Origin of the sequence: Rhodanobacter sp. B05, assembly GCF_002001085.1 — a bacterium.
In the GTDB taxonomy this organism is placed as follows: Bacteria; Pseudomonadota; Gammaproteobacteria; order Xanthomonadales; family Rhodanobacteraceae; genus Rhodanobacter.
This window is the reverse complement of the sequence record NZ_MUNU01000012.1, coordinates 157,451-182,396: the sequence shown is the minus strand read 5'-3', so window position 1 is coordinate 182,396 and position 24,946 is coordinate 157,451. Positions and strand designations below refer to the sequence as shown.

18 protein-coding genes are annotated in these 24,946 nt (G+C 62.0%); 12 read left to right on the top strand and 6 right to left on the bottom strand.

Annotated features, from left to right (window positions below; translation table 11 throughout):
- Positions 1-6: 6 nt before the first annotated feature.
- The 4 genes from B0E47_RS16745 to B0E47_RS17215 all read right to left on the bottom strand — a co-directional run bounded on the left by B0E47_RS16745 (position 7) and on the right by B0E47_RS17215 (position 1,783).
- Positions 7-147, bottom strand: a complete 141-nt coding sequence (locus B0E47_RS16745) for a benenodin family lasso peptide (RefSeq protein WP_139351362.1) — start codon at positions 145-147, stop codon at positions 7-9.
- A 170-nt stretch (positions 148-317) separates the two neighbouring features.
- Complete coding sequence (locus B0E47_RS06190) at positions 318-947, bottom strand: GntR family transcriptional regulator (RefSeq protein ID WP_174566960.1); 630 nt, start codon at positions 945-947, stop codon at positions 318-320.
- Between the two features lie 3 nt (positions 948-950).
- Positions 951-1,319 (bottom strand): hypothetical protein, encoded by a 369-nt coding sequence (locus B0E47_RS16740; RefSeq protein WP_139351361.1) that lies wholly within the window; start codon positions 1,317-1,319, stop codon positions 951-953.
- A 158-nt stretch (positions 1,320-1,477) separates the two neighbouring features.
- Positions 1,478-1,783 carry a hypothetical protein gene (locus B0E47_RS17215; protein WP_254422838.1) on the bottom strand — a complete coding sequence of 102 codons (306 nt, stop codon included), beginning with the start codon at positions 1,781-1,783 and terminating at the stop codon, positions 1,478-1,480.
- Between B0E47_RS17215 and B0E47_RS06185 the strand changes: the two genes are divergently transcribed.
- From B0E47_RS06185 to B0E47_RS06145, 8 genes are all read left to right on the top strand, one after another.
- Positions 1,685-2,572, top strand: coding sequence for an RNA polymerase sigma factor (locus tag B0E47_RS06185; protein ID WP_305775350.1), 888 nt, complete (start codon positions 1,685-1,687; stop codon positions 2,570-2,572). The two genes, B0E47_RS17215 and B0E47_RS06185, sit on opposite strands and share 99 nt — an antisense overlap.
- Before the next feature lie 22 nt (positions 2,573-2,594).
- Positions 2,595-3,593 carry a FecR family protein gene (locus tag B0E47_RS06180; RefSeq protein WP_077513131.1) on the top strand — a complete coding sequence of 333 codons (999 nt, stop codon included), beginning with the start codon at positions 2,595-2,597 and terminating at the stop codon, positions 3,591-3,593.
- 116 nt (positions 3,594-3,709) lie between these two features.
- Positions 3,710-6,376, top strand: coding sequence for a TonB-dependent receptor (locus B0E47_RS06175; protein ID WP_254422836.1), 2,667 nt, complete (start codon positions 3,710-3,712; stop codon positions 6,374-6,376).
- Positions 6,377-6,555: 179 nt separating this feature from the next.
- Complete coding sequence (locus B0E47_RS06170) at positions 6,556-8,667, top strand: Atxe2 family lasso peptide isopeptidase (RefSeq protein ID WP_077513130.1); 2,112 nt, start codon at positions 6,556-6,558, stop codon at positions 8,665-8,667.
- 431 nt (positions 8,668-9,098) lie between these two features.
- On the top strand, positions 9,099-9,683 hold the full coding sequence (locus B0E47_RS06160) for a sigma-70 family RNA polymerase sigma factor (protein WP_168171019.1): 585 nt from the start codon (positions 9,099-9,101) through the stop codon (positions 9,681-9,683).
- Positions 9,684-9,727: 44 nt separating this feature from the next.
- Positions 9,728-10,780 (top strand): FecR domain-containing protein, encoded by a 1,053-nt coding sequence (locus tag B0E47_RS06155; protein ID WP_077513127.1) that lies wholly within the window; start codon positions 9,728-9,730, stop codon positions 10,778-10,780.
- Positions 10,781-10,943: 163 nt separating this feature from the next.
- Positions 10,944-13,628: a TonB-dependent receptor gene (locus tag B0E47_RS06150; RefSeq protein ID WP_254422835.1), complete on the top strand. Its 2,685-nt coding sequence runs from the start codon at positions 10,944-10,946 to the stop codon at positions 13,626-13,628.
- Between the two features lie 122 nt (positions 13,629-13,750).
- Positions 13,751-15,868, top strand: coding sequence for an Atxe2 family lasso peptide isopeptidase (locus B0E47_RS06145; protein WP_077513183.1), 2,118 nt, complete (start codon positions 13,751-13,753; stop codon positions 15,866-15,868).
- Positions 15,869-16,066: 198 nt separating this feature from the next.
- On the opposite strand, the gene B0E47_RS06140 is transcribed toward B0E47_RS06145, so the two are convergent.
- Complete coding sequence (locus tag B0E47_RS06140) at positions 16,067-17,119, bottom strand: FecR family protein (protein WP_077513126.1); 1,053 nt, start codon at positions 17,117-17,119, stop codon at positions 16,067-16,069.
- Positions 17,116-17,670 carry an RNA polymerase sigma factor gene (locus tag B0E47_RS06135; protein WP_077513125.1) on the bottom strand — a complete coding sequence of 185 codons (555 nt, stop codon included), beginning with the start codon at positions 17,668-17,670 and terminating at the stop codon, positions 17,116-17,118. The genes B0E47_RS06140 and B0E47_RS06135 overlap by 4 nt, the downstream gene beginning before the upstream one ends.
- Before the next feature lie 389 nt (positions 17,671-18,059).
- Here B0E47_RS06135 and B0E47_RS06130 point away from each other — a divergent pair, with 389 nt between their 5' ends.
- From B0E47_RS06130 to B0E47_RS06115, 4 genes are all read left to right on the top strand, one after another.
- A complete protein-coding gene (locus B0E47_RS06130; protein WP_077513124.1) occupies positions 18,060-20,765 on the top strand; it encodes a TonB-dependent receptor in 2,706 nt (901 codons plus the stop codon).
- 101 nt (positions 20,766-20,866) lie between these two features.
- Positions 20,867-22,984, top strand: a complete 2,118-nt coding sequence (locus B0E47_RS06125) for an Atxe2 family lasso peptide isopeptidase (protein ID WP_077513123.1) — start codon at positions 20,867-20,869, stop codon at positions 22,982-22,984.
- A gap of 170 nt (positions 22,985-23,154) precedes the next feature.
- Positions 23,155-23,640 carry a sigma-70 family RNA polymerase sigma factor gene (locus tag B0E47_RS06120; RefSeq protein WP_168171024.1) on the top strand — a complete coding sequence of 162 codons (486 nt, stop codon included), beginning with the start codon at positions 23,155-23,157 and terminating at the stop codon, positions 23,638-23,640.
- 5 nt (positions 23,641-23,645) lie between these two features.
- Positions 23,646-24,809: a FecR domain-containing protein gene (locus B0E47_RS06115; protein ID WP_077513121.1), complete on the top strand. Its 1,164-nt coding sequence runs from the start codon at positions 23,646-23,648 to the stop codon at positions 24,807-24,809.
- The last annotated feature ends 137 nt before the right edge of the window (positions 24,810-24,946 follow it).

Genomic DNA, 24,946 nt, shown 5'->3' with positions numbered 1-24,946 from the left:
TGTTGGTTATGCATCGGAGATGCCGCCAAGCGGAGCGCCGCCGAAGCTCTCGATGGCTCCGCCAGGCCCTTTGGTTTCGATGCTGGCAACGCCAAGCACGATGACGTCTTCCGACGTGTCGTTGCGGATATTTTCGTTCGTCTTCATCTCTATCTCCTACGTTCGCGTCATGGCAGTTCCATGACGCGAGCAGCGTAGGAGGCGGGGTTCTTGATTTTCAAATGATTATTGCGTTGTCATCTGATAATTATTCCGAGAGTGCGATGGGCTTCCCGCAGTACCGATTCAAGCTTTCATGCTTCTTCGGCTGACGCGCGTCAATGAAGGTGCTCGCTGCGCTCGCTCAGCAGGGCCACGATGCATGGGACGAGTTGCTTGCGGCGTTCGTGATAGTCGCGCAGTGCGGATTTCAGGGCCGGCATGTCGTGTGCCTGCCAGTGCCGGTTCAGTTTCGAAAGCTCTTCGAAACGGTGCTCGAGCAATCCTTGCGCGGCCCCGCGTATCGGCGCCAGCCGGTCGTTGGCCTGCTTGACGGCATGGTGCAAGGACCAATGGGCGGTCGCGCGGGCGATCGTGTCGAACAGTTGCCACGTAAGCTTGACGAGATCCTCGTCGGCGGATGCAAGCTCCAACAGCTCTGTCTTCCGGGCTGCCGGCGCTGTGCCGATATCGCATGCCATCAGCAACAGGCGTTCCATCCAGTCATAGAGATCGCGCAGTGTGACCTCATTGAGCAACGGGACGTGCAGTCCGTCGCGGGCATGATCGACGATCAGGGCCTCGCCGACCAGACGGTACAGGGCGAATCGAACTGGCGTGGGGCTGGTGTGGAACTCTGCGGCGAGTGTGGCGGGATCGATCCGCTGCCCGGGTGCGTAGCGCCCTGACCGCAGGGCGCATTTGACCTGTCCGTACACGAATACACTCTTGGAGTGGATCTCATCCATAGCTCAACTCCATGTCTGCGGATGGTTGCCTGAGTTGGAGGTACAAGGATTTTGTGTCACGCAAAGGATCGGACTTGCGGCGAGAGCGGGGTCCAGCTCTTCAGCCACTGGGAAGTGAACCCGTCCCGCTTTTACTTGGCTTGCCTGGCCTTGTAGATGGCAGTGGTCTCGAACTCGTCTTTGGGCTTTGACTTTATCCAAGGCCTTGATCGTGGCGGTGACATCGCTGCCAGAAAATCCAACGAGCGTGGCCGGCGCCAGGTCTTTGCCGTTACATGGTGTGGCTGCCGGCAGCGCCGAAGCGTGCGTCCAAGTGGCGAGCACCCAGGTGAGTACGGCGAGCACATATGTACGAACGACATTGGCCATCATGAAGTTGAGCACTCCATTGTTTTCAGTTGGGCGCAGGCTGCAGCTCGCCCTACACTGTGGCTCGCAATATCTTACGACCAACTGGCCGGGAAAAGGGCGAAAAGGAAAATGGTGTCAGGGACGAAGGCACTTACTTAAGCGCAAAACCTCCACTTTCGTCATTCCTGTGAAAGCAGGAATCCAGTGCCTTCAAGATTGTCGGGCGTGCGAAAGACGCTGGATCCCCGCTTGACCAGCTTCGCTGTTGAGAAGCGCCTCGCGGGGATGACGGCGGTAAGTGCCATTTGTGTCAGGGACAATTCCTGGAGAAGGACCATGTCATATGCTGGATGCTGCGACCGGAGGCCGAGCGCATCCTGCGCGCAATGGGCGAGCGCGGCGATATCGCGCGGACCTTGCAGCGCTCGCTGGTCGTTAGCAAGGCGGACCGGCACGCTGGACGCGTGATTGACGCGCACGCTCATGCCGTGACGCCATGGATGGGGCCTGTCCATTCGGTGCCTTCCATTGGCCTGTTCGTTCGCAAGGCTCCAAAGGTAGGGATTCCAGATGCTCGTGCATCTGTATATGGATGGCCTTCCGGCATTCGCTGGCATTTTGAAGCGGACGCGTTGCGTAGCACCGGCCAATGGGTTAAAGATTCGCTCGTCGACGACAGGCAGCAGCGCCAGATGGCCCACGGGTACGACAGCCTCATGGAAATGCCACGGGACTTCTCCGTGGACGAAGAACTGCGCGATCGCCTGCAGGGTTTCGACGCTTTCCTGCGCGAGCAACACCCCCCGCTGTTGAAGTTTCTGCGTCTGCGCACCGGCGAGGAAGATGCTCGCGACATCGCGCAGGAGAGCCTGACGCGGCTGCTCCGCTATCGCGATAGCGAGCCGGCCGAAGCATGGCGACCGCTGCTCTACCGCATCGCCCGCAACCTGCTCAACGAGCAATACCGGCGCAGCCAGTCGCATCGGGACAAGCAGAACGTGCAGGTGGAAACGGTCGAGCTGGCGGACCCTGCACCACCGCTCGACTTGGCGATTCAACATGCGCAGGAGCAGGCGTGGCTGCGCGAAGCGATGCTGTCGTTGCCGCCACGCTGCCGACAGGTGTTTGTGCTGGTGCGGATCGACGGCTTGAGCCAGGGCGAGGTTGCGCGCAGGTGCGGTATTTCCGTGAAGACGGTCGAAAAGCACCTGGCCACCGCGCTGGTCGCGTTGTGCGACAAGGCAGGGGTTTGGGAATCCGGTGCATCTACATGAATACCCGCATGGACGGAATCCGATGACCGGCGGCAACATTCAACCCGAAGTCCGCAGCGCTGCGCAGCACTGGCTGCTGCGCCTGCAGTCGAGCGACTGCAGTGCGGGCGAGCGCGCGGCCTTCGAGCACTGGCGTGCGGCCGAGCCGGCGCACGACGCGGCCTATCGCATGGTGAGCGACGTTTGGCAGCGCAGCGCCGCGCTTGGCACCGATCCGAGCCTGGAGCACCTGCTGCACCAGGCGCGCTGTTTGCCACCCGAACGCTCATGGCGGCAGCGTGCAATGCCGGCATTGGCGATGGCCGCCTGCCTCGTGTTGGCGATCGGCGTTGGCTACTACGAGTGGAATACGCCTGGAAACGCGCCGGTAGTCACATACGCCACCGCGACGGGCGAGCAGCGCACGCTGGCTTTGGACGACGGCTCCCATGTCGTGTTGGATACGAACAGCGACCTGCAAGTGCGGTACGGCAAGCACGAGCGCCGGCTGACGCTGCTGCACGGACAGGCCGATTTCCAGGTGCGCCATGACACGGCACGACCGTTCGTCGTGCACGTCGGCGACGGCACCGTCACCGCTACCGGCACGCAGTTCCAGGTGCGAGCGGCGGCCGGCATCGACACGGTCACCCTGCTGGAAGGGCGGGTCGTGGTAGCCGGCGACGCGAAGCCGAGCAGTTCCGAGCAGATGACGCTTCATGCCGGTGAACGCGTCGCCATCCAGTCGGATGGCCGGCTCGGTACGCCCGAACGTCTGGCGGATACCGAACTGGCCAGGGCCCGCGGCTGGACCGAAGGCATGCTGGTCGTGCGGGAATGGCCGTTGGCACGTCTGGTAGCGGAAATGAACCGCTATACCAGTGTTCCAGTGCGCCTGGGCGACCCCAGCCTGGGCACGTTGTCGATCAGCGGCAGCTTCAAAGCCAGCGACCAGCACTCGTTCCTGCTGTCGCTGGAATACGGCTGGCCCATCCGCGTCGACCGCCGCACGCCGGGCGAGATTGTGCTTCAGCGCAAGTAGATCGTTTTCCGAAGTAGGTAGGGATTTCATCCCCGCGCGCATCAGCAGATCAGGAGTCCAGCGCGTCCGCCGCATCAGAGCGGGCGCACACCACAACCTGATACGGGGGAGATTCGATGAAGGCATCGAAGGGAAACGTTGGCAGCCAGCGTTCGGCACCGATGCGCCGCACGTTGTGCGGCGTGCTGTTGCTGGCGCTGGTGACTTGTACCGCGCCGGCCTGGGCGCAGCGCAACGATGCGCCGCAGGCCTACGCCATTTCCGCAGGCGATCTGGCCAATGCGCTCGATCAACTCGCCAGCCAGAGCAAGGTGCAGATCATCTACCCGTCGGAACTGGTGCGCGGCAAGACGGCGCCGGCGGTAAGCGGCCAGCAAACATGGCGTGAAGCGTTGCAGAAAGTGCTGGCGGACAGCGGATTGGAGTGGGGTTTCGTCAACGACACCACGGTCGTGATCAAGCAGTCCGGTAAGGCTGCAAAACCAGCCAAGGCGAAACCTGCCGCGTCTCCGCATAAACAGACGGAGAAATCCGATCAGAAGCCTGAGCCGACCACGCTGCAAACTGTCACCGTTACGGGCACGCGCATCCGCGGCGGCACCACGCCGTCGCCGGTGATCTCGATCGGCAGCGAGCAGATGCAGGAGGAGGGGTTCACGGACCTCGGCGAGGTCATCCGCAGCGTGCCGCAGAATTTCAGTGGAGGGCAGAACCCGGGTGTTGTCGTTGGCGCGACAGCCGGGGCAGGGGGCATTGCAAACCAGAACATCACGGGTGGCTCGTCGCTGAACCTGCGCGGGCTGGGGCCGGATGCGACCCTCACGCTACTCAATGGGCGGCGCCTTTCCTATGGCGGCTTCGTGCAGGCGGTGGACATCAGCGCCATCCCTGTGGAGGCGGTCGATCGCATTGAGATCGTCCCGGACGGGGCTTCGGCCATCTATGGCTCGGACGCAGTTGGCGGTGTGGGCAACGTCATCCTAAAGCGGGATTACGAGGGGGCGAAGGTCGGGGTGCGCTATGGCGGCGCGACAGATGGCGGATTGGCCACGCGGGAGTACACCGCCACCGCCGGCGCCCGCTGGTCCAACGGCGGGCTGCTTGCCACCTTCCAGGACACCTCGACCGATCCGATCTATGCGCGCCAGCGTGATTACACCGATTACATGTTTGATCCCAATACGCTCTATCCGCAGAGCAAGCTGCGCAGCGGCCTGGTCAGCGCACACCAGTCGTTCGGGGAGTCCGTGGAATTTCGGCTGGATGCGCTGAGAACCACGCGTTCGCAGGACATGTATCCCTGGAATTCGGGCCTGGCCCCCTACTACTTTCACGTGAACACTGAAACGAAGACCTCTCTGGTCGCACCTACCTTGGATATCTCGTTGGCCGGCGACTGGACGCTGTCGATGGGTGGTAGCTGGGGCAGGGATGAAAGCATCCCGCGAGAATCAATCGTGGACATCGGCTCGTCCGCGTCCCAGACCTTCGTCCGTGACTGCTATTGCAACCGCGCGCTCTCCTGGGAGGCGGGAGCGGAAGGTCCGCTGATGGTCATGCCGGGTGGCGACGCCCGCCTTGCAGTCGGTGCCGGCTACAGGAAGAACGAGTACACCCAACACAACCTGCTGGTGGGCGTCGACACCACACGGGGCGAGGAAAGCAGTCGGTTTGCCTACGCGGAGCTGAGCCTGCCCCTTGTCGGATCGGAGCAGGGGATCATCGGCATCCGTCGTCTGGACCTGACGGCTGCGGTGAGGGGGGAGGACTACAGCAGTTTTGGCCGCGTCGCCACGCCCAAAGTGGGCCTTATCTATGGCCCCAATGCGGACTTCACCCTGAAAGCGTCCTGGGGCAAGTCCTTCAAGGCGCCGACGCTGCTCCAGCGCTTCCAGGCCAAGTCGGCCGTGTTGGATCCTGAAAGCTATTACGGTGGGTCGACTGGCGGGCCCAATGCCGCTGCGCTGGAACTCTCTGGCGGCAATCCGGATCTGGAGCCAGAGCGCGCTACCACCAAGAGCATTTCCCTGGCTTTCCACCCGGAATCGCTCAAGGGGCTGGAGGCGGAGCTGACCTGGTTCGACGTCGATTACACCAACCGCGTGGTGCAGCCGATCACCGACTACAGCCGTGCGATCGGCAACCCGGACTATGTCCAGTTCATCGATTACGCGCCGACGCCGCAGGCGACCCAGAGCGCAATCGACTCTTCTGCCGCGTTCTACAACTACTCAGGCCTCCCATACGACCCGAATAACGTTGTGGCCATCCTGTACAACCAGTACGTCAATGTTGCCAGTCAGCGCGTCAAGGGCTTGGATTTAAGTGCGTCCAATCGCTTCGATCTCGGTGCCGGCATGCTCACGGTGCGCGGTTCCGCAACCTGGCTCGATAGCACGCAGCAGAACTCAGCCACGCAGGCGCCCTACGACGTGGCCGGGACTCTCTTCAATCCCGCTAGGGTCAACGCCCGGGCTGGTGCAGTGTGGAGCCAGGGCGGCTTTTCAGCCTCCACCTTTGCCAACTACAGAAGCGGTGTGACGGACCGCGTGAGTGGCCGCAAGACGGCTTCGTTCACGACGTTCGATGCCACGTTGCGCTACGTCACCAGTCAATCGACAGGTGCCCTGTCAGGCATCGAGGTGGCGCTGTCTGCGCAGAACCTGCTGGACCGGGAGCCGCCGTCCTACGTGGTTCTTTCGTCGGATCAGCCGCCGTACGACTCGACCAACTATTCGGCCATCGGTCGATTCGTGAGCCTGTCCATGTCCAAGCGGTGGTGACAGGCCTGTGTGATCCGCAGTGCGGGCAGGGCGGGGTGCCGGATGGGTGGACTGGCCGGACAGCGCCTTCCTGCCTTGCAGGGAAGTCAGGGTGCTCCTCAACTTCGGGCGCCAGTCCGATCTGTCGGCCTCGCCGCAGCTTGCCCGGCTGGCGTCGCTTACCAAATTACGAGGTAGTCATGAGCGGGAAAATTGCTGCAGGGACCGTGCGTGCGTTGGCGTGTGCGGGATTGCTGGGTCTGCTTCTCCATGTTCCGTATGGAATCGCTGCGACCATCCGCCAGCTTGTCGAGGTTGTCGATATCAAGAATGTATCGGTTTCACCGGATGGGCGGCTCGTTGCCTTTCGGACCGAGCAGGCGTCGATCGAGCGGAATACGTATGAGACGGTCTGGTATGTGCAGCCTGTCGACGGCACATCGGCACCGCGGCGTCTGGGTGACGGTGGCGAGATGCTGCCGGACGGCGGTGGGTCGTCCAAGCCGGAGCTACCTGTATGGTCGCCCGACGGAAAGTGGATCTTCTTCCGTGCGGTCCATGACGCGCGAATCGAGGTCTGGCGCGCGGCGGCGGACGGCTCGCGTACCGAGCAGCTCACGTACGGGACAGCAAACGTGCGAACTTTCTCGTTGAATCCTGACGGTTCGGTGCTCTATTACAGTGTCGGTGCCACACGCGAGACGGTTATCGATGCCGAGCTCGCCGAGTATGACCGGGGTGTCCACATCGATCGGACTGTGATGCTTGGAGAAGCGCTGTTCCGCTCGGGATTCCAGGGCGGGCGCCTGGCGACGCAACGACTCAAGGGCGGTGTACGTCTGCCGCTACTGTCCGGTGTGCCTGACCACTGGAAGGCACTGGAGCTTTCCACCGGCGTCACGACCGAGCTGGCATCGGGTCGATACCCTGAGTCTCCGGTGACGGCTGCCAACCTGCCGCCTGCTGGCGGTGAGATCGTGCGGGTTGCGGAGGATCGCGGAAGCAAGCGAATTGCGGTGCTTCGTGAGCAAAGCGATCAGCAAGGGCGGGCAGGCCAGCGTTCCGTTGCCCTGTCCATGCTGCCCAGCATAAAGTCTGGCCGATTGGTCAAGTGCACGGCCGAGCCATGCACGGGCAAGCAGGTCACCGACATCGCCTGGCGACCGGGAAGCGACGAGATCCTCTTCACCGTGTCCGAGCGTGACAGCGAACTGGAGCAGTCGATCTTTCGCTGGAACGTCGTCACCGGCGATGTGCAGCCGGTGGTCCGCTCGCGTGGTCAGATAACAGGAGGTGGGCGCTGGGGGCCGGAGCCATGCGCAGCCTCGGCCTCGGCCCTGGTGTGCGTCGCTGCCGAAGCAGATGTGCCACCGAGGCTGGAACGTATCGATCTGGAGTCGGGAAGTCGGACGGTTCTCTTCGCTCCCAACCAGGTGCTCGCGCAGGACATGAAGAAGTTTGTACGCGTTCAATTCGTCACCTGGACCGATGCGCAGGGTAGGCGTTACACCGGGCAGTTCTATCCTTCGACCGCGAGAGACGGCAGGCCGCCACCCCTGTTCATCGTCTACTACCGGTGTACGGGTTTTCTGCGCGGCAGTGTGGGGGACGAGTGGCCCCTTGCCACCTTTGCAAGGAGCGGCATCGCGGCACTCTGCATCAACGCCGCACCCTTGTCGGATGATGCGATCGCTCGCTATCAGCAAGGGCTATCGGCGGTCGAGGGGGCGGTGACACTGCTGGCGAAGCAGGGGGCCATTGATTCGACCCGCGTCGGCATGGGCGGGTTGAGCTTTGGGTCCGAGGTCGCCGTATGGACCGCGATGCACTCCGATCTGCTTCGCGCCATATCGGTGAGCTCGCCAGTGGTCACCCCGATGGGTAGCCTGATGATGAGCCTGGGTGGGGAGGAGGAGCACTCGCGCATGCGTCGCTATTGGCAGCTCGGTACCCTTGAGGAAACACCGGATCACTGGCGGCAGCTCTCGCCGACTTACCATATCGAGCGGATGCGTGCTCCTGTCCTGATGCAGATGCCCGAACAGGAGTTCAGGTACGCACTGGACTTTATAGTGCCCCTCATTCGAAGGCACCGTGCCGATTTATACGTATTCCCCGATGAGCAGCATCAGAAGTCGCAACCTCGACACAAGCTGGCCGTTTATGATCGCAACTTGGATTGGTTCCGCTTCTGGCTACAGGGATACGAAGACCCGAGCCCGGATAAGGTCGGGCAATACCGCATTTGGCGAGAGATGAGAGACGCAGTGCCGGCCAGATCGGCACGGAGTGGCATTCATTCGGGTGGCTGAATTTGACCGGGAACATTTCTATTCGGCGGGCTTTGAAATTCTTCGTGCAAAAAAATATCTCTGGCATTTTGTTCGTTGCGGACGAACGGAACAGCGGTATCTACCGGCACAGCTTGCTGCTGGCCAGTGGCCGCCCTGCCATGCTGGACGACGACCGCGCAGCGACTGGGCTGATCGGTCAGTGCTGTGGTACGCGGCAGCCAAGTGTCCTGTGGGTCTTGGAAGCGGCTGTGAGGCATTACGCTGATGCGCACAACGGCAGGCTCCGGCCGACCCGTTTCACTGCCGGATTCCAAGGACCTCCCTCGGACCAGGTAGGGTATTCCGGCGCCAGTGCATTTCAACTCTATTGCCCCCTGATCAGTGCATCTTGCACGGCACTGGCCGCTGGGATATAGATCGTTGACGCACGGTATGGGGTGATGCCAGGCATGGCCCATGGCTTCGACAGTTTCCTGGAAATGCCACGAGACCTGCCGGTGACGGAGGATGAGCCGCATGAGCGGATGCGCAGCTTCGAGGTATTTTCGCGCGAGCATTATGGCGGCCTGTTGCACTTCCTGCGCCTGCGCGTTGCCAACGAGGAAGATGCCAAGGATGCCGCCCAGGAAAGCCTGATGCGTTTGATGCGCTATCGCGAGACCGAGCCCGACGCGTCGTGGAAGCCGTTGCTGTATCGCATCGCCATCAATGTGGCCAACGAACAGTTTCGCCGCGGTAGCGTTCGCCGGGTCAGCCGGCAGGTATCGTTGGACGATGTGGAGCTGGCCTCCGCGGAGCCGACACAGGAAGAACTGATCGAGCGCGAGCAGCAGCAGGCATGGTTGCGCGATGCGGTCATGTCGTTGCCCATACGCTGTCGACAGGTATACCTGCTCAGTCGTATGCAGGGTATGACCTATGCGCAGATCGCCAGCCACTGCGATATTTCCGTGAAAACCGTCGAAAAACACATGACCAAAGCGCTGGCGGCGCTATGCAGCAAGGTGGGGTCGGGGAACGCTGATGCATTGTAGAGATTGCGCACAGGCATTCGTGACGGGAGACCAGCCTGACGTACATGCTGCAGGCCGGTGCTGGATCCGCCATGGCAGCAGATGACCGAAATCCCATGACGACGACATTCACCCATGCCGAGATCCGCACCGCCGCGCAACAATGGTTCGCGCGATTGCTCGCGCCCGACTGCAATGAGCTGGAGCGTGCCGCGTTCAACCGCTGGCGCGCCGCCAGTCCCTTGCACGATGTAGCCTACCGTGAGGTCGCGGATGTCTGGGATCGCAGCGCTGATCTGCGTGAGGATCCTGTCATCGCCGCCGCACTGCAGGAGGCCATGCGCCCCGCCGTGCGGCTGGGTAGGCCTCGCCGCCGGCGCTGGTGGCCCGCCTTGGCGGCTGCGGCCTCGGTGGTGTTGGCGGCAACCGTATTGCTATGGGCACTCATGCCCAGGGACGTCGCGGGGATTCGCTATGCCACTGCGCTGGGAGAACAGCGCACCGTCGTCCTGGCGGATGGTTCCAGGGTGGTGCTGGATACGGACAGCGAACTGCTCGCACAGATCGACAAGCACACGCGCCAACTGACCCTCCAACATGGCCAGGCCGACTTCGAGGTACAACACGACACGACAAGGCCCTTCGTCGTGCATGTCGGCGATGGCTCGGTAACCGCGACCGGCACCCATTTCCAGGTTCGTGTCGGGGAGAGCGACAGCATCGTGACGCTCCTGCAGGGCCAGGTCGTGGTCGCAGCTGACGCACGAGGTCCTGGCCGCTCGGCCACGCTGCAACCGGGCGAGCGCATCGCCATCGAGCCGTCAGGCCGACTCGGTGCGCTGCAGGCAGTCTCCGAAAGTGAACTGGCCAGTGCGCGTGGCTGGACCGGGGGCAACCTGGTGGTGAAGGCGTGGCGACTGGATGCCGTGGTGGCTGAGATGAACCGCTACTCCAGCACCAAGCTGCGCCTGGGCGATTCCGCCTTGGCGAGCGTCCCCATCAGCGGCGTCTTCAAGGCCGGCGACCAGAAGTCCTTCGCCTTGGCGCTGGAATACGGTTGGTCGATAGATGCAAGCCAACGCGTGACTGCCGGCGAAATCGTGCTGACCCGCAAGTGATTCGGGAGCAGCGCGCGCTCATCCCGTGCAAGGATCGACGTATCGTGTGTCGCAAGAGGTAGGGTCTCCCCAACCCTGCTGCATTACAGGTTCACGACGGCCCGATGCCTGCTGCACGACAGCGGTTATTGGCGGCCGATGTTCCTGTCCAATGGGGGATTGCATGAAAGGTCATTCCAGCATCAAGCGTGCAGAGCGGGGAACTCCAACGCGACATCGCCTGCATGTGGGGTTGTTTGTGGCGTTGGCCGCGCTCGCCGTCGGCAATGCAGTCCATGCGCAGCAGCGCAACATGGCGTTGACACCGCAGGACTACAGCATCACCGCAGGCAGCCTGGGCGACGCGCTCAACCAGTTGGCGACGCAGAGCAAGCTGCAGATCGTCTATTCGCCGGAGCTGGTGGGCGGCAAGACGGCACCTACTATCAGTGGTCAGCAGACATGGCGTGAAGCGTTGCAGAAACTGCTGGCGGGCAGCGGACTGGAATGGGGTTTCGTCAACGACACCACGGTTGTGATCAGGCAGTCGGGCAACGCCGCAAAACCGGCCAAGACAAAACCTGCGGCGTCTGCGCACAAGCAGGCGGAGACGCCCGGGCAGAAATTTGAGCCGACCACGCTGCAAAGCGTCACCGTTACCGGCACGCGTATCCGTGGTGGCTATACCGCATCGCCCACGGTCACCATCGATGCGAAGCAGATTCAGGAGGAAGGGTTCACTGATCTTGGTGAGGTGATCCGCAGCGTGCCGCAGAACTTTTCTGGCGGGGAGAATCCGGGGGTTCCAGCCGGAAATTTGATTGGATCACTCATCAATCAGAATGTCATCGGCGGTTCGGCCCTCAATCTGCGTGGACTGGGTCCGGACGCCACGCTCACCTTGCTCAATGGTCGGCGTATGGCCTATGGCGGATTTTCACAGGCGGTCGACATCAATGCGATCCCAGTGGAGGCGGTGGATCGTGTCGACATCGTTCCGGATGGTGCCTCGGCAATCTATGGTTCCGACGCGGTGGGCGGTGTGGGCAACGTCATCCTCAAGCGTGACTTCGACGGGGTAACTGTCGGTACACGTTATGGCGGCGCTACCGATGGCGGGCTTGTCACCCGTAACTACAACGCCACGGCAGGCACCCGTTGGTCGACTGGCGGGCTGATCGCAACCTGGATGAAGACTTCCACCGATCCGATCTACGCGGCAGATCGGAGCTATACCGATTATCTGTCCGATCCCAGAACGATCTATCCGGGCAGCGACCTGCGTAGCGGCCTGCTCAGTGTCCACCAGTCGTTGGGTGATCATGTCGAACTGCACCTGGATGCGCTCAGGACCGAACGTGAGCAGGACAATTACTTTTACGTCCGCAGCACGCCGCCTTATTCCCACATTGCGACTGATACCACGACTACCTTGGTATCGCCGAGCGTCGAGTTCTTTATGCCGAACGACTGGACGCTTACTGTCGGCGGAACTTGGGGCAAGAGCAAAGCACACAGCGTTGAAACGAACGTGGATCTCGCGACAGGGCTAATCACGCTTGTGCCTGGTCAGGACTATTGCATGTGCAATGTGAGCCGTGGATACGAAGTCGGGGCCGAAGGTCCGCTATTCGCGTTACCCGGTGGCGATGCGAGGCTCGCGGTCGGCGCCGGCTACAGATACGACAAATACTGGCAACTCGACTACAGCACGAGGACCGACACGATTCAGGGCGACCAAAGCAGCCGCTTTGCCTATGCCGAGCTCAATCTGCCGCTGATCGGTTCGGATCAGAACATCACTGGCGTGCGGCGCCTGGCATTGACTGCCGCCGTACGTGGCGAGAACTACGATAGCTTCGGCAGGGTCACCACACCCAAGCTCGGCCTGATCTACGATCCTAGCGCCGACTTCACCACGAAGGCGTCTTGGGGCAGGTCCTTCAAGGCGCCTACGCTTTATCAGCGATATTCTGCCCAGAACGCCCCACTTCTGCCTGCGGCAGCGCTCGGCGGCACCGGTCAGGCCACTGACGCTACGGCGTTCTACCTCAGCGGTGGCGACCCCGATCTGAAACCCGAGCGGGCGCGGACTTGGAGCGCCTCGCTGGCGTTCCATCCCGAGATGTTGCCCAGCCTGGAGTCGGAACTGACTTGGTTCCACATCGACTACACCAATCGCGTGGTGCAGCCGATCAACACTTCTGGTTCGATCATTGGCAACCCCGCCAACGCTCAATTCATCGATTTTTCGCCGACAGCCGCAGAGCAGGCAAATATTCTCACGACTGCCAAGTTCTACAACTATACCGGCACGGCCTACGATCCCAGCAAGGTGTTTGCGATCGTCGACAACCGATACGCAAATGTCGCGTGGCAACAGATCAAGGGCCTCGACCTATCGGCTTCATACCGATTCGATCTCGGCGGCGATTGGCTGGCAATTCGCGGTTCGGTCAGTTGGCTGAATAGCACGCAGCAAAGCAGTGCAGCGCAGCGCATATTTGACTTGGCGGGCACTTTGTCCAACCCCGCCAAGGTCAACAGCCGGATAGGTGCGGTCTGGAACAGCGGCGGTTTCAGCGCGGCGGTCTTCGGCAACTATAAAAGCGGCGTGACCAACAACACGGTGGACGATAAGAAATCGGCCTCGTTCACCACCTTCGACGCCACATTACGCTATGCCATCGGCCCGCGCGGCGGCGCTTGGGCGGGCTTGGAGTTCGCGTTGTCGGCGGAGAACTTGTTCAATCGGGCCCCGCCCTTCACTACTCCAACGTCAAGCATTTACTCGCTACCCTACGACCCGACCAATTACTCGGCAATCGGCCGCTATCTAAGTCTCTCGGTGTCGAAGCACTTCTTCTAATACCGGTCGTCATCAGGAACAGCTTTCTCAGCAGTTCCTGTCCCTGCCGCTCTTGCGTCGAAGCGACTATCCCGCCCCGTCTATTGGGGCGCGCGGAATTTATTCCTGCTCAGGTCATCCTCATGATCGTTAAAAACCTTGTGAAAAAGACCCTGATATGGGGAGGGCTACTGATGGTGTTCATCAGCCATTCTCATGCGGAAACAATTTCTCCCCGCCGGCTTCTGGAAGTCGCTGACCTTAGTGGCCCTGTAATTTCGCCGAATGGGAGCAGCGTCGCATTCAGGCTTGAACAAGCCTCCATTGTGCGCAACACCTACGATAACTTTTGGTACGTACAAGCCATGGATGGCAAATCACCGCCCCGCCGGGTCGCGGACGGCGGTGTTCTGTTACACACTACCTCAGGAGTTTCGGTGCCGGGCCATGCCGAATGGTCGCCCGGCGGACGCTGGATTTATTACCGCGCCTTGGTGGATGGCCAGATTGCCGTCTGGCGCGCAGCCGTGGATGGCTCTGGCGCGGAACCCGTGACAAGCGATCCGGCGGATGTTCGCGACTTTGCGTTGAGTACTGATGGCAAGACCCTGAAATACATTGTAGGCGCCACACGCGATGCGGTTATCGCGGCGGAGCAGGCCGAATACGATAACGGCATACATGTCGATGACACCGTGCCCGTCGGCCAGGGCGGCCTCTTCCGCTCCGGTAATATTGATGGTCGGTTGGAAACGCAGCGCTTTCTCTCGGGTGCTGAAGGTTGGGGGCGCACTCCGCTGCTGGCAGGAATCCCGGATCAATGGAAAGCCGTCGATCTGGAGACCAGGAAGACGCGAGATCTGTCTTCCTCCGAGCGCCCACCAAAGCCACCAACGGCATCGGAGCTGCCCGGCGCGTTGCCGACGCCTGAGGAGCTGGCGGTTGATCCGGATACAGGCCGGATTGCGTTGCTGACGCGGATCGGTAATAGGGGAGGACTCAGAAGAAAGCCCGATGTGCAACTCGCCATGCTGCCCAAAATAGGTTCGTCCCGAACCATCAAGTGTCAGACCGAGTTGTGCACAGGAAAGGCGATCAACGCCATCCAGTGGCGACCGCACAGTGATGAGGTGCTGTTCACCGTGACTGACCCGCATGAGGGACAGGCACAATCGATTTACCGATGGAACGTTCGAACTGGCGCGGTGCATCTTGTGACGCAATCGACAGGCTTGCTCAGCGGCAGTCGCTATCAATCCGGTGACTGCGGTGTATCTTCTGAAGCCTTGGTATGTGTGGCCGCCGAAGCGAACCGGCCGCCTCGTCTGGAACGGATCGATCTGATGACAGGGGGACGGCAGGTGCTGTTCGACCCGAACGTGGCCCTGGCATTGGATATGGCGAAGACGGCACCGTCTCGTTTGCTTCGCTGGACGGATGCGAAAGGTCAGGAATTTACCGGCCAGTTCTTTCCGGCGCGGGGGACGGACCATGGCCCCTCTCCGTTGTTTGTGACTTACTACGATTGCACGGGCTTCCTGCGCGGCGGGTTGGGCGATGAGTGGCCCCTGGCCTCGTTGGCCGGGGAGGGAATTTCAGCCCTGTGCATTAACATGGCCCCTTATCGTCTTGATGCGATCGAGCGGTACGGACAGGGCCTTTCGGCCGTCAGGAGCGTCATCGACCTCTTGGCATCGAAGGGGGAGATCGACCGGACCAAGGTCGGCATGGGGGGCCTTAGCCTGGGCACCGAAGTCACCCTGTGGACCGTGATGAAATCCGATCTGCTCACCGCCGCGTCGGTCACTTCGGTCGGAATGTCCCGTAACTATTATTTGTTCTCAAGCATGAGAGGCAAGGCCTTCGCCAAGGAGTTGCAAGAGTTTTGGCAGCTAGGCGCACCAGGTGAAACACCCAATCGCTGGCGGATTCTTTCTCCTGCCGCCAACCTGGACACGATCAAGGCACCGATCCTGATGCAGATGCCGGAACAGGAATATGTGGTAGCGCTTGACTACGCGATTCCGCTGATGCACGACCATCGTGCCGATCTGTATGTCTTCCCCAACGAGCCGCACCTGAAGTTTCAGCCCAAGCACAAGCTGGCCGCCTATGAGCGAAATCTCGACTGGTTCCGCTTCTGGCTGCAAGGGTATGAAGACCCGAATCCCGTCAAGAAGCAGCAATACACGCATTGGCGAGAGATGAGAGGCGCGGTGGCGGCGAAATCGGTGCCGGGTAGCGCTCGTTCTGGCGGCTGAATTCGATCAGAGGCGCCTGGATCAAGTGCGGGCTTTGCAAAGTATTGGTGCTTGGCCTTTGTCCGTGTGGGCTCCTGAACCGTTCGACTCCGGCGAGTCGGGGGCGCATTCCGCCTGATGCGTCAGCGCCAGATACTCCTCGCTCTGCATTTCGATCAGGTGCGATTCGGTGCGGACGTTGATCAGATGAGATGTCGCTCACTCATTGGAAGCATGCCGCTGAACCGCTTTTCCGGAGAACAATGTCAGGCTCCCCGCGTTGCCGTGCCTGATGGATATGCCGTAGGAACTGCGCAACGCGTCGATGAAGGCATGGCTGTCGTCGTCGCGGAACACCCCGCTGACGCGCAGTTGCCCGACTGCGGCATCACCGATAACGATTTTGGAGGTGGTGTACCGGTTGAACTGGGTCAGGGCCGCCGACAGCGGTGTGTCGTTGAACACCAGTTTGCCGGAAAGCCACGCGACGGCTGTTCCGGTGTTGGCGGATTCGATGACGGGCGTGACGTACGTCTTGCCCATCAGCAGCCGCTGCCCGGCCGTCATGGTCGTTGGGCGTTCACGGGGATCTTGTGAGCCGCCTTCGGGAGTGACCTCGACACGGCCCTCGATCAGGGTGACCTCGACCACGTCGTCGTGCTCGTAGACATCGAACCGGGTGCCGACCGCCCGCACCACGCCGCCTTGTGCCGTCACCAGGAATGGTCGCCCGGCATCCTTGGCTACATGGAAGAAGGCGCGCCCCTTTTCCAGTACCAGCCGTCTCGATTTTGCCGAGAACGATGCCGATAGCCGCGTATCGGTGTCCATCGTGACGCGCGAGCCGTCTTCGAGCACCAGCGTGCGCTGTTCGCCGATGCCGGTGGCGTAGGTGCGCACGCCGGCCTGTGGCGCGCGCCACGTGAACCAGCCGCCGGCAAGTACCACGATCAGCAATGCCGCGGCGGCAAGCCACGCCGGCGCCTGCCGTCGGCGTGGCTTTTGCGTCCCGGCGGAGCGCCTCTGCAACAGCTCGCTTTCGCGCAACGCCTTGCCTACCTCGGGCCGATCGGCATGTGCGCCAAGCTTGGACCACAGGGCTTCCAGCCGCTCATAGACCACACGATGACGACTGTTGTCCGCCAGCCAGTGCTGAAACTCCTCACGTTCTCGCTCACTGACGTCATCCGCGCGCAGTCGCGCGAACCAGGCGGCGGCTTCGTGCCGCGCCGGGTCGCCCACGCTCGCGATGTGCAGTTCGTCCGTCTTCATGTCCTATCCAGTCGCGCGTCAAAATGCAGCAGCGCTTTCATCATGTGTTTTTCCACCGCGCTCACGCTCACGCCCAGGTGCTGCGCGACGGCGCTGTAGCTCATGCCTTCGTAACGTTGCAGCAGGAACACCGCCCGGCACTTCGGCGGCAACTCTTCCAGTGCCTGCAGAAACGCGCGGAGTTGCTCCTGCTCTTCGTAGACGCGCTCTTCGGAAAGGGCCTCACCCAGTTGCTCGTTCGTGCATTCGTCGATGGGGAAGTGCGATTGCACGTGATGCGTCTTGTTGCGGCGGAAACGATCCCTCAACAGGTTGGCGGCAATGCGGAACAGGAATGCCTCGAAGTTGGCGATCGGCTGCGTGGATTTCTGTTGCGCGAAGCGCACAAACACTTCCTGAGCCAGATCCTCCGCATCCTCCCTGCTGCCTAGGTGCAGCAGGAAATAGCGCACCAGCGAGCTTCGATAGCGCCATGCCAGCAGGTCGATGCCTTGCCCGGTACCGGCATCCCCCTCACCAGGCGCGATGTGATTCGTCGTAATGTCCGGCATGGCGGCGCTGGGATGCGGTAATAGGGGGCGACGCTACGCGTGGTCCGGCGGTGTCGCAAGTGGCGACGAAGCGACCCGATTGCAGGTGAGGTAAACGCGTTGGGCTGCGTCTACTAAACCATGCCGCGGCTTTGCAGAAGTGTTGTGCGTGTTGCCGTCGAATCGGCACACGGAAAGAAATCCCGCCAAGTACACGGAGTCCGCAGAGCGAAGGAACATCCATACATGGTCAGAGCATTCCAGATTGAGGCAAGCAGGGTGAGGTAAGTGAGTACAACTGCGTCTACCCGATAACGAGGCATGCCAGGAACATCCTGGATGCCGCGAATGAACCGGTGTGTGGGGATGCACCGGTACTAACAAGCCAGCATCATTTCGGGGGAGGACACATGTTCAACGAGTCGAAGTCATTTGGGAGGCAGGGTGCGCGCAAGCGAGGTTCCGCGGCGGCGAGAGGAGTGGAAGGTTTGCGGCGCCTGCCGGCGCTCGGGCTGCTGTCGTTGGCGATCGCCTTGGCACAGGCCGCGCCGGTGCGTGCGCAGAACGTTGGCGATTCGCGCGATTATGCGATTTCCAGCCAGCCACTGAGCACGGCACTCAATCAACTGGCGCTGGCCGCTGACCGCCAGATCATGGTGCCCCCGGAACTGGTGCGCGGACGCACGGCACCGGCGCTTGCCGGACACTACTCGCTCGATGCGGCGCTGCGGCATCTGCTCGCCGGCAGCGGACTTACTTATGAGGTAACGGGTACCGGTACCGTGGTCGTCAAGCAAACGCCGCCGAATCCTCCGCCTCGCTCGACGAAGCCTGCTCCGGTAGCGGGCCAGAAAGCCGACCAGAAGCCTGAGCCGACCACGCTGCAAGGCGTCACCGTTACCGGTACCCGCATTCGTGGCGGCACCACGCCGTCGCCGGTGATCACGATCGGTGCCGAGAACATTCGGGAGGAAGGATTCACCGACCTTGGCGAGGTGATCCGCAGCATCCCGCAGAACTTTTCGGGAGGGCAGAATCCCGGGGCCGGCAGCGGAAACATTGCCGGAGCGGGAGACGTCAACCAGAATCTCACCGGTGGTTCGGGACTCAACCTCCGCGGTCTGGGGCCGGATGCCACCTTGACGCTGCTCAATGGCCGGCGCATGACCTACGGCGGCTACGTGCAGGCGGTCGATATCAGTGCAATTCCGATCGAGGCGGTGGAGCGCGTCGAGATCGTCACTGATGGCGCGTCGGCAATCTACGGTTCCGACGCGGTGGGCGGCGTGGCGAACGTAATCCTCAAGCGCGACTTCGACGGAGTGTCCGTCGGGATGCTCAATGGAAGCGCGGCCCATGGCGGTCTGGCGACGCGCGAGTACACCGCGACGGCAGGCACCACATGGTCGAATGGCGGGCTGATTGCCACCTACAAGTACTCCGACGCCGACCCTATCTATGCATCCGAGCGCCGTTACACCGATCACATTCCCGAGCCGGCGACGCTCTATCCAGGCAGCGATCTGCATAGCGGGTTGCTTAGTGCCCACCAGGCCCTGGGCGAGAACGTCGAGCTGCGACTGGATGCACTCAGGACCGAGCGCGGGATGCTGCAGTATTACAACTGGAGCGGGCGCAACCACCATATCGCGAACAAAACCACGACATCGCTCATTTCGCCAGGCATCGAGTTTTCGCTGCCGCAAGACTGGACCTTGTCCGTCGGCGGAACCTGGGGAAAGGACGAGGCGGAACTGAATCATACGCAGAGGGTCATCGCGACCGGCGTATCCACGCTCGTGGAAAGCATCTGTGCCTGCAACGAAAGCCGGAGTTATGAAGTGGGTGCCGAAGGCCCGCTCTTCGCCCTGCAGGGCGGTGATGCACGGCTTGCAGTTGGCACCGGTTACAGGAAGAACGATTTTCTTATGGAAGGCTCCATCCCCGGGGCCGATCCTTATGGTCTGAAGCGAAACGGCGAAAGCGCGAAGTTTGCCTACGCCGAGATCAATTTGCCGCTGATCGGGCCGGAGCAGGGCGTGACCGGCGTGCATCGCCTGCTGCTGACCGGGGCCATGCGTGGCGAGGACTACGATAGTTTCGGAAACACCACGACCCCCAAGCTCGGCCTGATCTACGGCCCCAGCGCCGACTTCACCTTGAAGGCGTCGTGGGGCAAGTCCTTCAAGGCGCCTACGCTCTTGCAGCGGTACTACAAGGTGAACGCGTATCTCTATTCCCCGCAGATCCTTGGGGGAAGCGGTTACCCGGCCGATGCCACCACGTTGCTCCTCTATGGAGGTAATCCCGATCTGAAGCCGGAACGCGCCAGGACGTGGACCACTTCGCTGGCATTCCATCCCGAGAGGCTTCCCGGATTGCAAGCCGAGCTGACCTGGTTCGACATCGACTACACGGATCGCGTGGTGCAGCCGATCACGAATTCTTCGCAGACGTTCAGCAACCCGGACTACGCAGCATTCATCGACTTCTCCCCGACGGCCGGGGAGCAGGCGAAAGCCATCGCGGCCGCCAGCAGCTTCGCCAACTATGCGGGCGTGGCCTACGATCCAGAGAAGGTGGTCGCGATCGTCAAGATGCAATTCACCAACGTGGCCCGGCAGCGGATCAAGGGCTTCGACCTGACGGGATCGTATGGGTTCGATGCCGGTCCGGGACGATTGACGCTGCGTGGCTCGGCGACCTGGCTAGACAGCACGCAACAGGTCATCCCGACACAGGATCCTGCAGATTTGTCGGGGACACTGTTCAATCCGCCGAAAGTCAGTAGCCGTATCGGCGCGGTCTGGAACCGGGGGGGCTTCATCGCTTCGACTTTCGTCAACTACAAGGGCGGCGTGACCAACAGGACCGACGGGGTGAAATCCGCTTCTTTCACGACCTTGGATGCCACCCTGCGTTACGACACTGGCGAGCGTAGCGATGCCTGGTCGAACCTGGACCTGGCGCTGTCGCTCGACAACCTGCTCGACCGGGAGCCGCCGTTGTACACGCAGGCCTCTGCCGACGCTGCTGCCAACGTGCCCCCCTACGATCAAACGAACTACTCGGCGATCGGCCGCTATCTGAACCTTTCGATATCGAAGCGCTGGTAAGCCGGTTCCACGATTAGAACTTGTCTGCCCCTGGCGCGAAGCAACAGGTGCCACGGGTCCGTCGAGCATGCCGCGAGTCGGCATGATCCGAGGAGAAACCAATGCATTCGTTCGTCAAGACTTTACTGGCGGCAGGAGCGGTATTGCTTGCCTTTTCCGTTCCCGCGCACGCCGAAACGATCTCACCCAAGCGTCTGTTGGAAGTTGTCGATATCGGCAATCCAGTCATATCGCCGGATGGGAGCAAGGTTGCGTACCGTACCGAGCAAGCCTCGGTGGAGAGGAATACCTACGATACGATTTGGTACGTGCAGGAACTAGGCGGCGATTCGCCGCCACACCGGGTGGCGGACGGAGGCTTGACGTTGAGGGATTCCGCGGGGCAAGCCATGCCCGCTCCCGCCACTTGGTCGCCGGACGGGCGGTGGATCTACTACAGGGCGCTGGTCGACGGGAAGATCGACGTCTGGCGTGCAGCCGTCGATGGCTCCGGCTCGGAGCCCATGACGCTCGACGCTGCCAATGTCCGCGATTTCGCACTGGATGCCGATGGCCGGGTGTTGAAGTACAGCGTCGGTGCCACCCGCGAGGAAGTGATCGAGGCTGAGCAGGCCGAATATGATCGGGGGATCCGTATCGATAGCACTGTCCCGCTCGGGCAGAACCTGTTCCGTTCCGGCAACCTCGAAGGCCGCCTGGCGACGCAACGCTATGGGAAGGTGTGGTTTGACCATGCGCCGCTGCTTGCCGACAGGCCGGATCGATGGACGGCGATCGACCTTGCAACGCGGAAGCGGCGGGATCTTGCGGATTCCGAGATACCGTCTCCCCGGCTGGAGCCTTCGAAACTGAATCCGGATGCCTTCAAGCTCGCGTCCGATCCGCAGAGCGGCCGTGTCGCGCTGCTGGTGCGTACCGGCCATGGCTACGGACTGCTGTACAAGCCCTACGTCGAACTGGTCGTGCTTTCCGGACCGAAGGACAAGCGCCCAGTGCGCTGCGTGTCGGAACTGTGCACGAAGAAGGAGATCACCGGCATCCAGTGGCGCCCCGGTGGCGACGAGGTGCTGTTCACCGTGACCGATCCCCACGAGGGGACGGGGCAATCGATCTTCCGCTGGAACGTGGGCAGCGGCCAAGTCCGGCTGGTCGTGCAGGCGCGTGGCCTGGTCAGCGGAGGACGGGATCGATCGAGTGATTGTGGCGTGTCTGCCGAAGCACTCGCCTGCGTGGTCGCCGAGGCGGATCGCCCGCCGCGCCTGGAACGGATCGACCTGGAAAGTGGACATCGGCAGGTGCTGTTCGATCCGAATCCGGCCTTGGCGCGGGACATGGCGGCATCGGCGCCATCGCAATTGCTGCGCTGGACGGACGCGAGCGGCGAGGAATTCACAGGCTGGTTCTTCCCGGCCAGGAAAAAAGGCGATTCGCCCTCCCCCCTGTTCGTGACCTACTACAGCTGCACCGGATTCCTGCGCGGCGGTGTGGGCGACGAGTGGCCGCTGGCCTCGCTGGCCGAGAGTGGAATTTCCGCGCTTTGCATCAACTCGGCGCCATATCACATCGATGCGGCCGTGCGTTATGGCCTGGGCCTGTCGGCGGTCGAGAGCGTGGTCGCGAAGCTGGCTTCGAACGGCGAGATCGACCGCACCCGGGTCGGCATGGGCGGTCTCAGTTTCGGTAGCGAGGTGACCCTGTGGACGCTGATGAAATCCGATCTGCTGGCCGCAGCATCGGTGACATCCCCCGTGACGTCGCTCAACTACTACCTCCTGGGCAGCATGAAGGGGGAGCAATTCTTCAGCGGGCTCAAGAAGCTCTGGCAACTCGGTGCGCCGGACAAGACGCTCGCGCGCTGGAAAATGCTTTCGCCGACGCTCAACCTGGACAAGATCAAGGCGCCGATCCTGATGCAGATGCCGGAGCAGGAGTACATCCATGCCTTGGATTACGCGATCCCGCTTATACGCGAACATCGCGCTGATCTATACGTCTTCCCCAACGAGCCGCATCAGAAGTTCCAACCCAAGCACAAGCTGGCTGCCTATGAGCGCAATCTCGACTGGTTCCGCTTCTGGCTGCAAGGGCATGAAGACCCGAATCCCGCAAAGGCGGAGCAATACAAGCACTGGGAAGCCATGTGCGACGCACAGAAGACGAATCGTCCCGATTCCCCAGCTTCTTGCGTCGGCACGAAGTCGAAGCGTCAGCCGCTTTGAGATGAATTTCCCCGCAGCGGGGAACTGCACCACGACTCCGCGACGAGCCAGCGGCGAAAAAACAGGTACCCGATATTCCGCGGCACCCCTCTTATAGTGTAGGCAGCCGCTGTACGGCTGCCGACCCGCGAGGGGACGTGAAGCCCGACAAACGTACATTCTGGGCGCGGATGTTCACCACGCATCAAGCCGCGCTCAACGGTTTCTTCCGGCGCCGGGTGGCGCATCCCTGGGATGCGCAGGATCTGGCCCAGGAGGTCTATGTGCGCCTGTTGCGCATCGATGGCGGCGACGACAACCCCATCGCCAACCCCGAAGCCTACCTGTTCACCGTCGCGTCCAACCTCGTCAAGGAACATGCCGTGCTGCAAAAGCGCCGCGGCCTCGGCGTGGACATCGCGCAGGTGTTGCCGGAGCTGGAAGCCCCGCAAGGTTCGGCCGAGGACGAGGCCGAGCGCGACTTCCGCCAGCAGCGGGTGGCCGCCATGCTCGACCGTTTGCCGCCGCGCTGCAAGGCGGTGCTGCTGATGCAGCACCGCGACGGCATGAGCTACGAGGAGATCGCCGTGCAACTGGGAGTGTCCACGCACATGGTCAAGAAATACGTCGTCAAGGCGCTGGCGCTGTGCCGCCGCGGCCTGGCCCGGTACGAGTAGCCGCCATGCGCACACCAGACGAACAATTGCACGCTCTCATCGCCGAACAGGCGGCCGAATGGTACGTGGCGCATCGCGATGGCGAGCTTGCTCCATCGCAGCAACAGGTCTTCATGTGCTGGCTGCGCGCCTCGCCCGTGCACGTGGCCGAATATCTGTCCATCGCCGGTATGGCGCGGGATATCGGCGGTGCAGCACGGCAAAACACCACGCCGCTGCAGCCCTTGCTGCGCGAGGCCGACATGGCGGAGCGCGTGGTTTCGTTCGATGGCACCGCGTACACGCCCGCGCCCGACGCACGTGCAACGGGCAAATACCGGAGGAGGGCTGGCCGCGATCATCGCGCATCCCACGCGCCGCGCCGCCCCTTCGCGCGCTGGGGAGTCGGCATCGCGATGTCGGCGCTGGCGGCAGTTGCCCTGTTCGCGGGTCTTCAATGGTTCGTGTACAAGCCGCAGCTGCAGAGTTATGCCACTCGCCATGGCGAGCAGCGCAGCCTGCAACTGCCCGACAACACGGTCGTGCGGCTCAACTCCGACTCCACCATCGCGGTCCATTTCGACCGGCGCCAACGGCGCGTCGAAGTTACCCGCGGCCAGGCCTACTTCGAGGTAGCGAAAGATCCGGCACGCCCCTTTGGTGTGCAGGTCGATGGCCTGCTCATCAAGGACATCGGCACGACGTTCGACATCTACCGGCAGAGAGCCGACACCACCGTCACCGTGGCGGAAGGCCAGGTGCAGGTATGGCGCGCGGTGCCTGCGCCATCCACTGGCTGGTTCGGCCTGGATCGCTACCACTCAGCGCTGCAGGGTCGTCCCATTGTCGATCTCACGGCCGGTCACCAGGCACGTATCGCTGCCTCTGGCCAAGTGGAATCGCAAGGCCCGATCGACGTGCAGCGGGCCACCGCCTGGACCCAGGGCAATATCGCCTTCGAGAATCAGGCCATCGCCGCCGTGGCGGCGGAGTTCAACCGCTACAACAACCTGCAGATCAGCGTGAGCGATCCGCGCATCGCCATGCTGCCCATCAGCGGTACGTTCGATGCGCACGACGTGTCCACCTTCGCTGCCTTCCTCGACAGCCTGCCGGACGTGCATGTGGAAACTCATGGCCAGCAATTGGTTGTCGTCGCCAGCCGGGGTTCGCAGCGGCGCCATAAATGATCCGCGATCCATACGAATAGACGGCCAATCGAAAAAGCGGTACCCGGTTTTTCGCTCCAACCCTCGTAACTAGAGAGCGCATCACGGCAGGCCGGTCGGGGGACTGGCGGTGATGTGCCGTATCACCAACTCCAGCG

Bases quoted from the DNA above. Each gene is read 5' to 3' on its own strand.
- B0E47_RS16740 (WP_139351361.1), bottom strand. From the start codon at position 1,319: ATGATGGCCAATGTCGTTCGTACATATGTGCTCGCCGTACTCACCTGG.
- B0E47_RS06120 (WP_168171024.1), top strand. From the start codon at position 23,155: ATGTTCACCACGCATCAAGCCGCGCTCAACGGTTTCTTCCGGCGCCGG.
- B0E47_RS06160 (WP_168171019.1), top strand. From the start codon at position 9,099: ATGGCCCATGGCTTCGACAGTTTCCTGGAAATGCCACGAGACCTGCCG.
- B0E47_RS06125 (WP_077513123.1), top strand. From the start codon at position 20,867: ATGCATTCGTTCGTCAAGACTTTACTGGCGGCAGGAGCGGTATTGCTT.
- B0E47_RS06190 (WP_174566960.1), bottom strand. From the start codon at position 947: ATGGATGAGATCCACTCCAAGAGTGTATTCGTGTACGGACAGGTCAAA.
- B0E47_RS06185 (WP_305775350.1), top strand. From the start codon at position 1,685: ATGGGCGAGCGCGGCGATATCGCGCGGACCTTGCAGCGCTCGCTGGTC.
- B0E47_RS06130 (WP_077513124.1), top strand. From the start codon at position 18,060: ATGTTCAACGAGTCGAAGTCATTTGGGAGGCAGGGTGCGCGCAAGCGA.
- B0E47_RS06170 (WP_077513130.1), top strand. From the start codon at position 6,556: ATGAGCGGGAAAATTGCTGCAGGGACCGTGCGTGCGTTGGCGTGTGCG.
- B0E47_RS06150 (WP_254422835.1), top strand. From the start codon at position 10,944: ATGAAAGGTCATTCCAGCATCAAGCGTGCAGAGCGGGGAACTCCAACG.
- B0E47_RS06155 (WP_077513127.1), top strand. From the start codon at position 9,728: ATGCTGCAGGCCGGTGCTGGATCCGCCATGGCAGCAGATGACCGAAAT.
- B0E47_RS06180 (WP_077513131.1), top strand. From the start codon at position 2,595: ATGACCGGCGGCAACATTCAACCCGAAGTCCGCAGCGCTGCGCAGCAC.
- B0E47_RS06135 (WP_077513125.1), bottom strand. From the start codon at position 17,670: ATGCCGGACATTACGACGAATCACATCGCGCCTGGTGAGGGGGATGCC.
- B0E47_RS17215 (WP_254422838.1), bottom strand. From the start codon at position 1,783: ATGAGCGTGCGCGTCAATCACGCGTCCAGCGTGCCGGTCCGCCTTGCT.
- B0E47_RS06175 (WP_254422836.1), top strand. From the start codon at position 3,710: ATGAAGGCATCGAAGGGAAACGTTGGCAGCCAGCGTTCGGCACCGATG.
- B0E47_RS06140 (WP_077513126.1), bottom strand. From the start codon at position 17,119: ATGAAGACGGACGAACTGCACATCGCGAGCGTGGGCGACCCGGCGCGG.
- B0E47_RS16745 (WP_139351362.1), bottom strand. From the start codon at position 147: ATGAAGACGAACGAAAATATCCGCAACGACACGTCGGAAGACGTCATC.
- B0E47_RS06115 (WP_077513121.1), top strand. From the start codon at position 23,646: ATGCGCACACCAGACGAACAATTGCACGCTCTCATCGCCGAACAGGCG.
- B0E47_RS06145 (WP_077513183.1), top strand. From the start codon at position 13,751: ATGATCGTTAAAAACCTTGTGAAAAAGACCCTGATATGGGGAGGGCTA.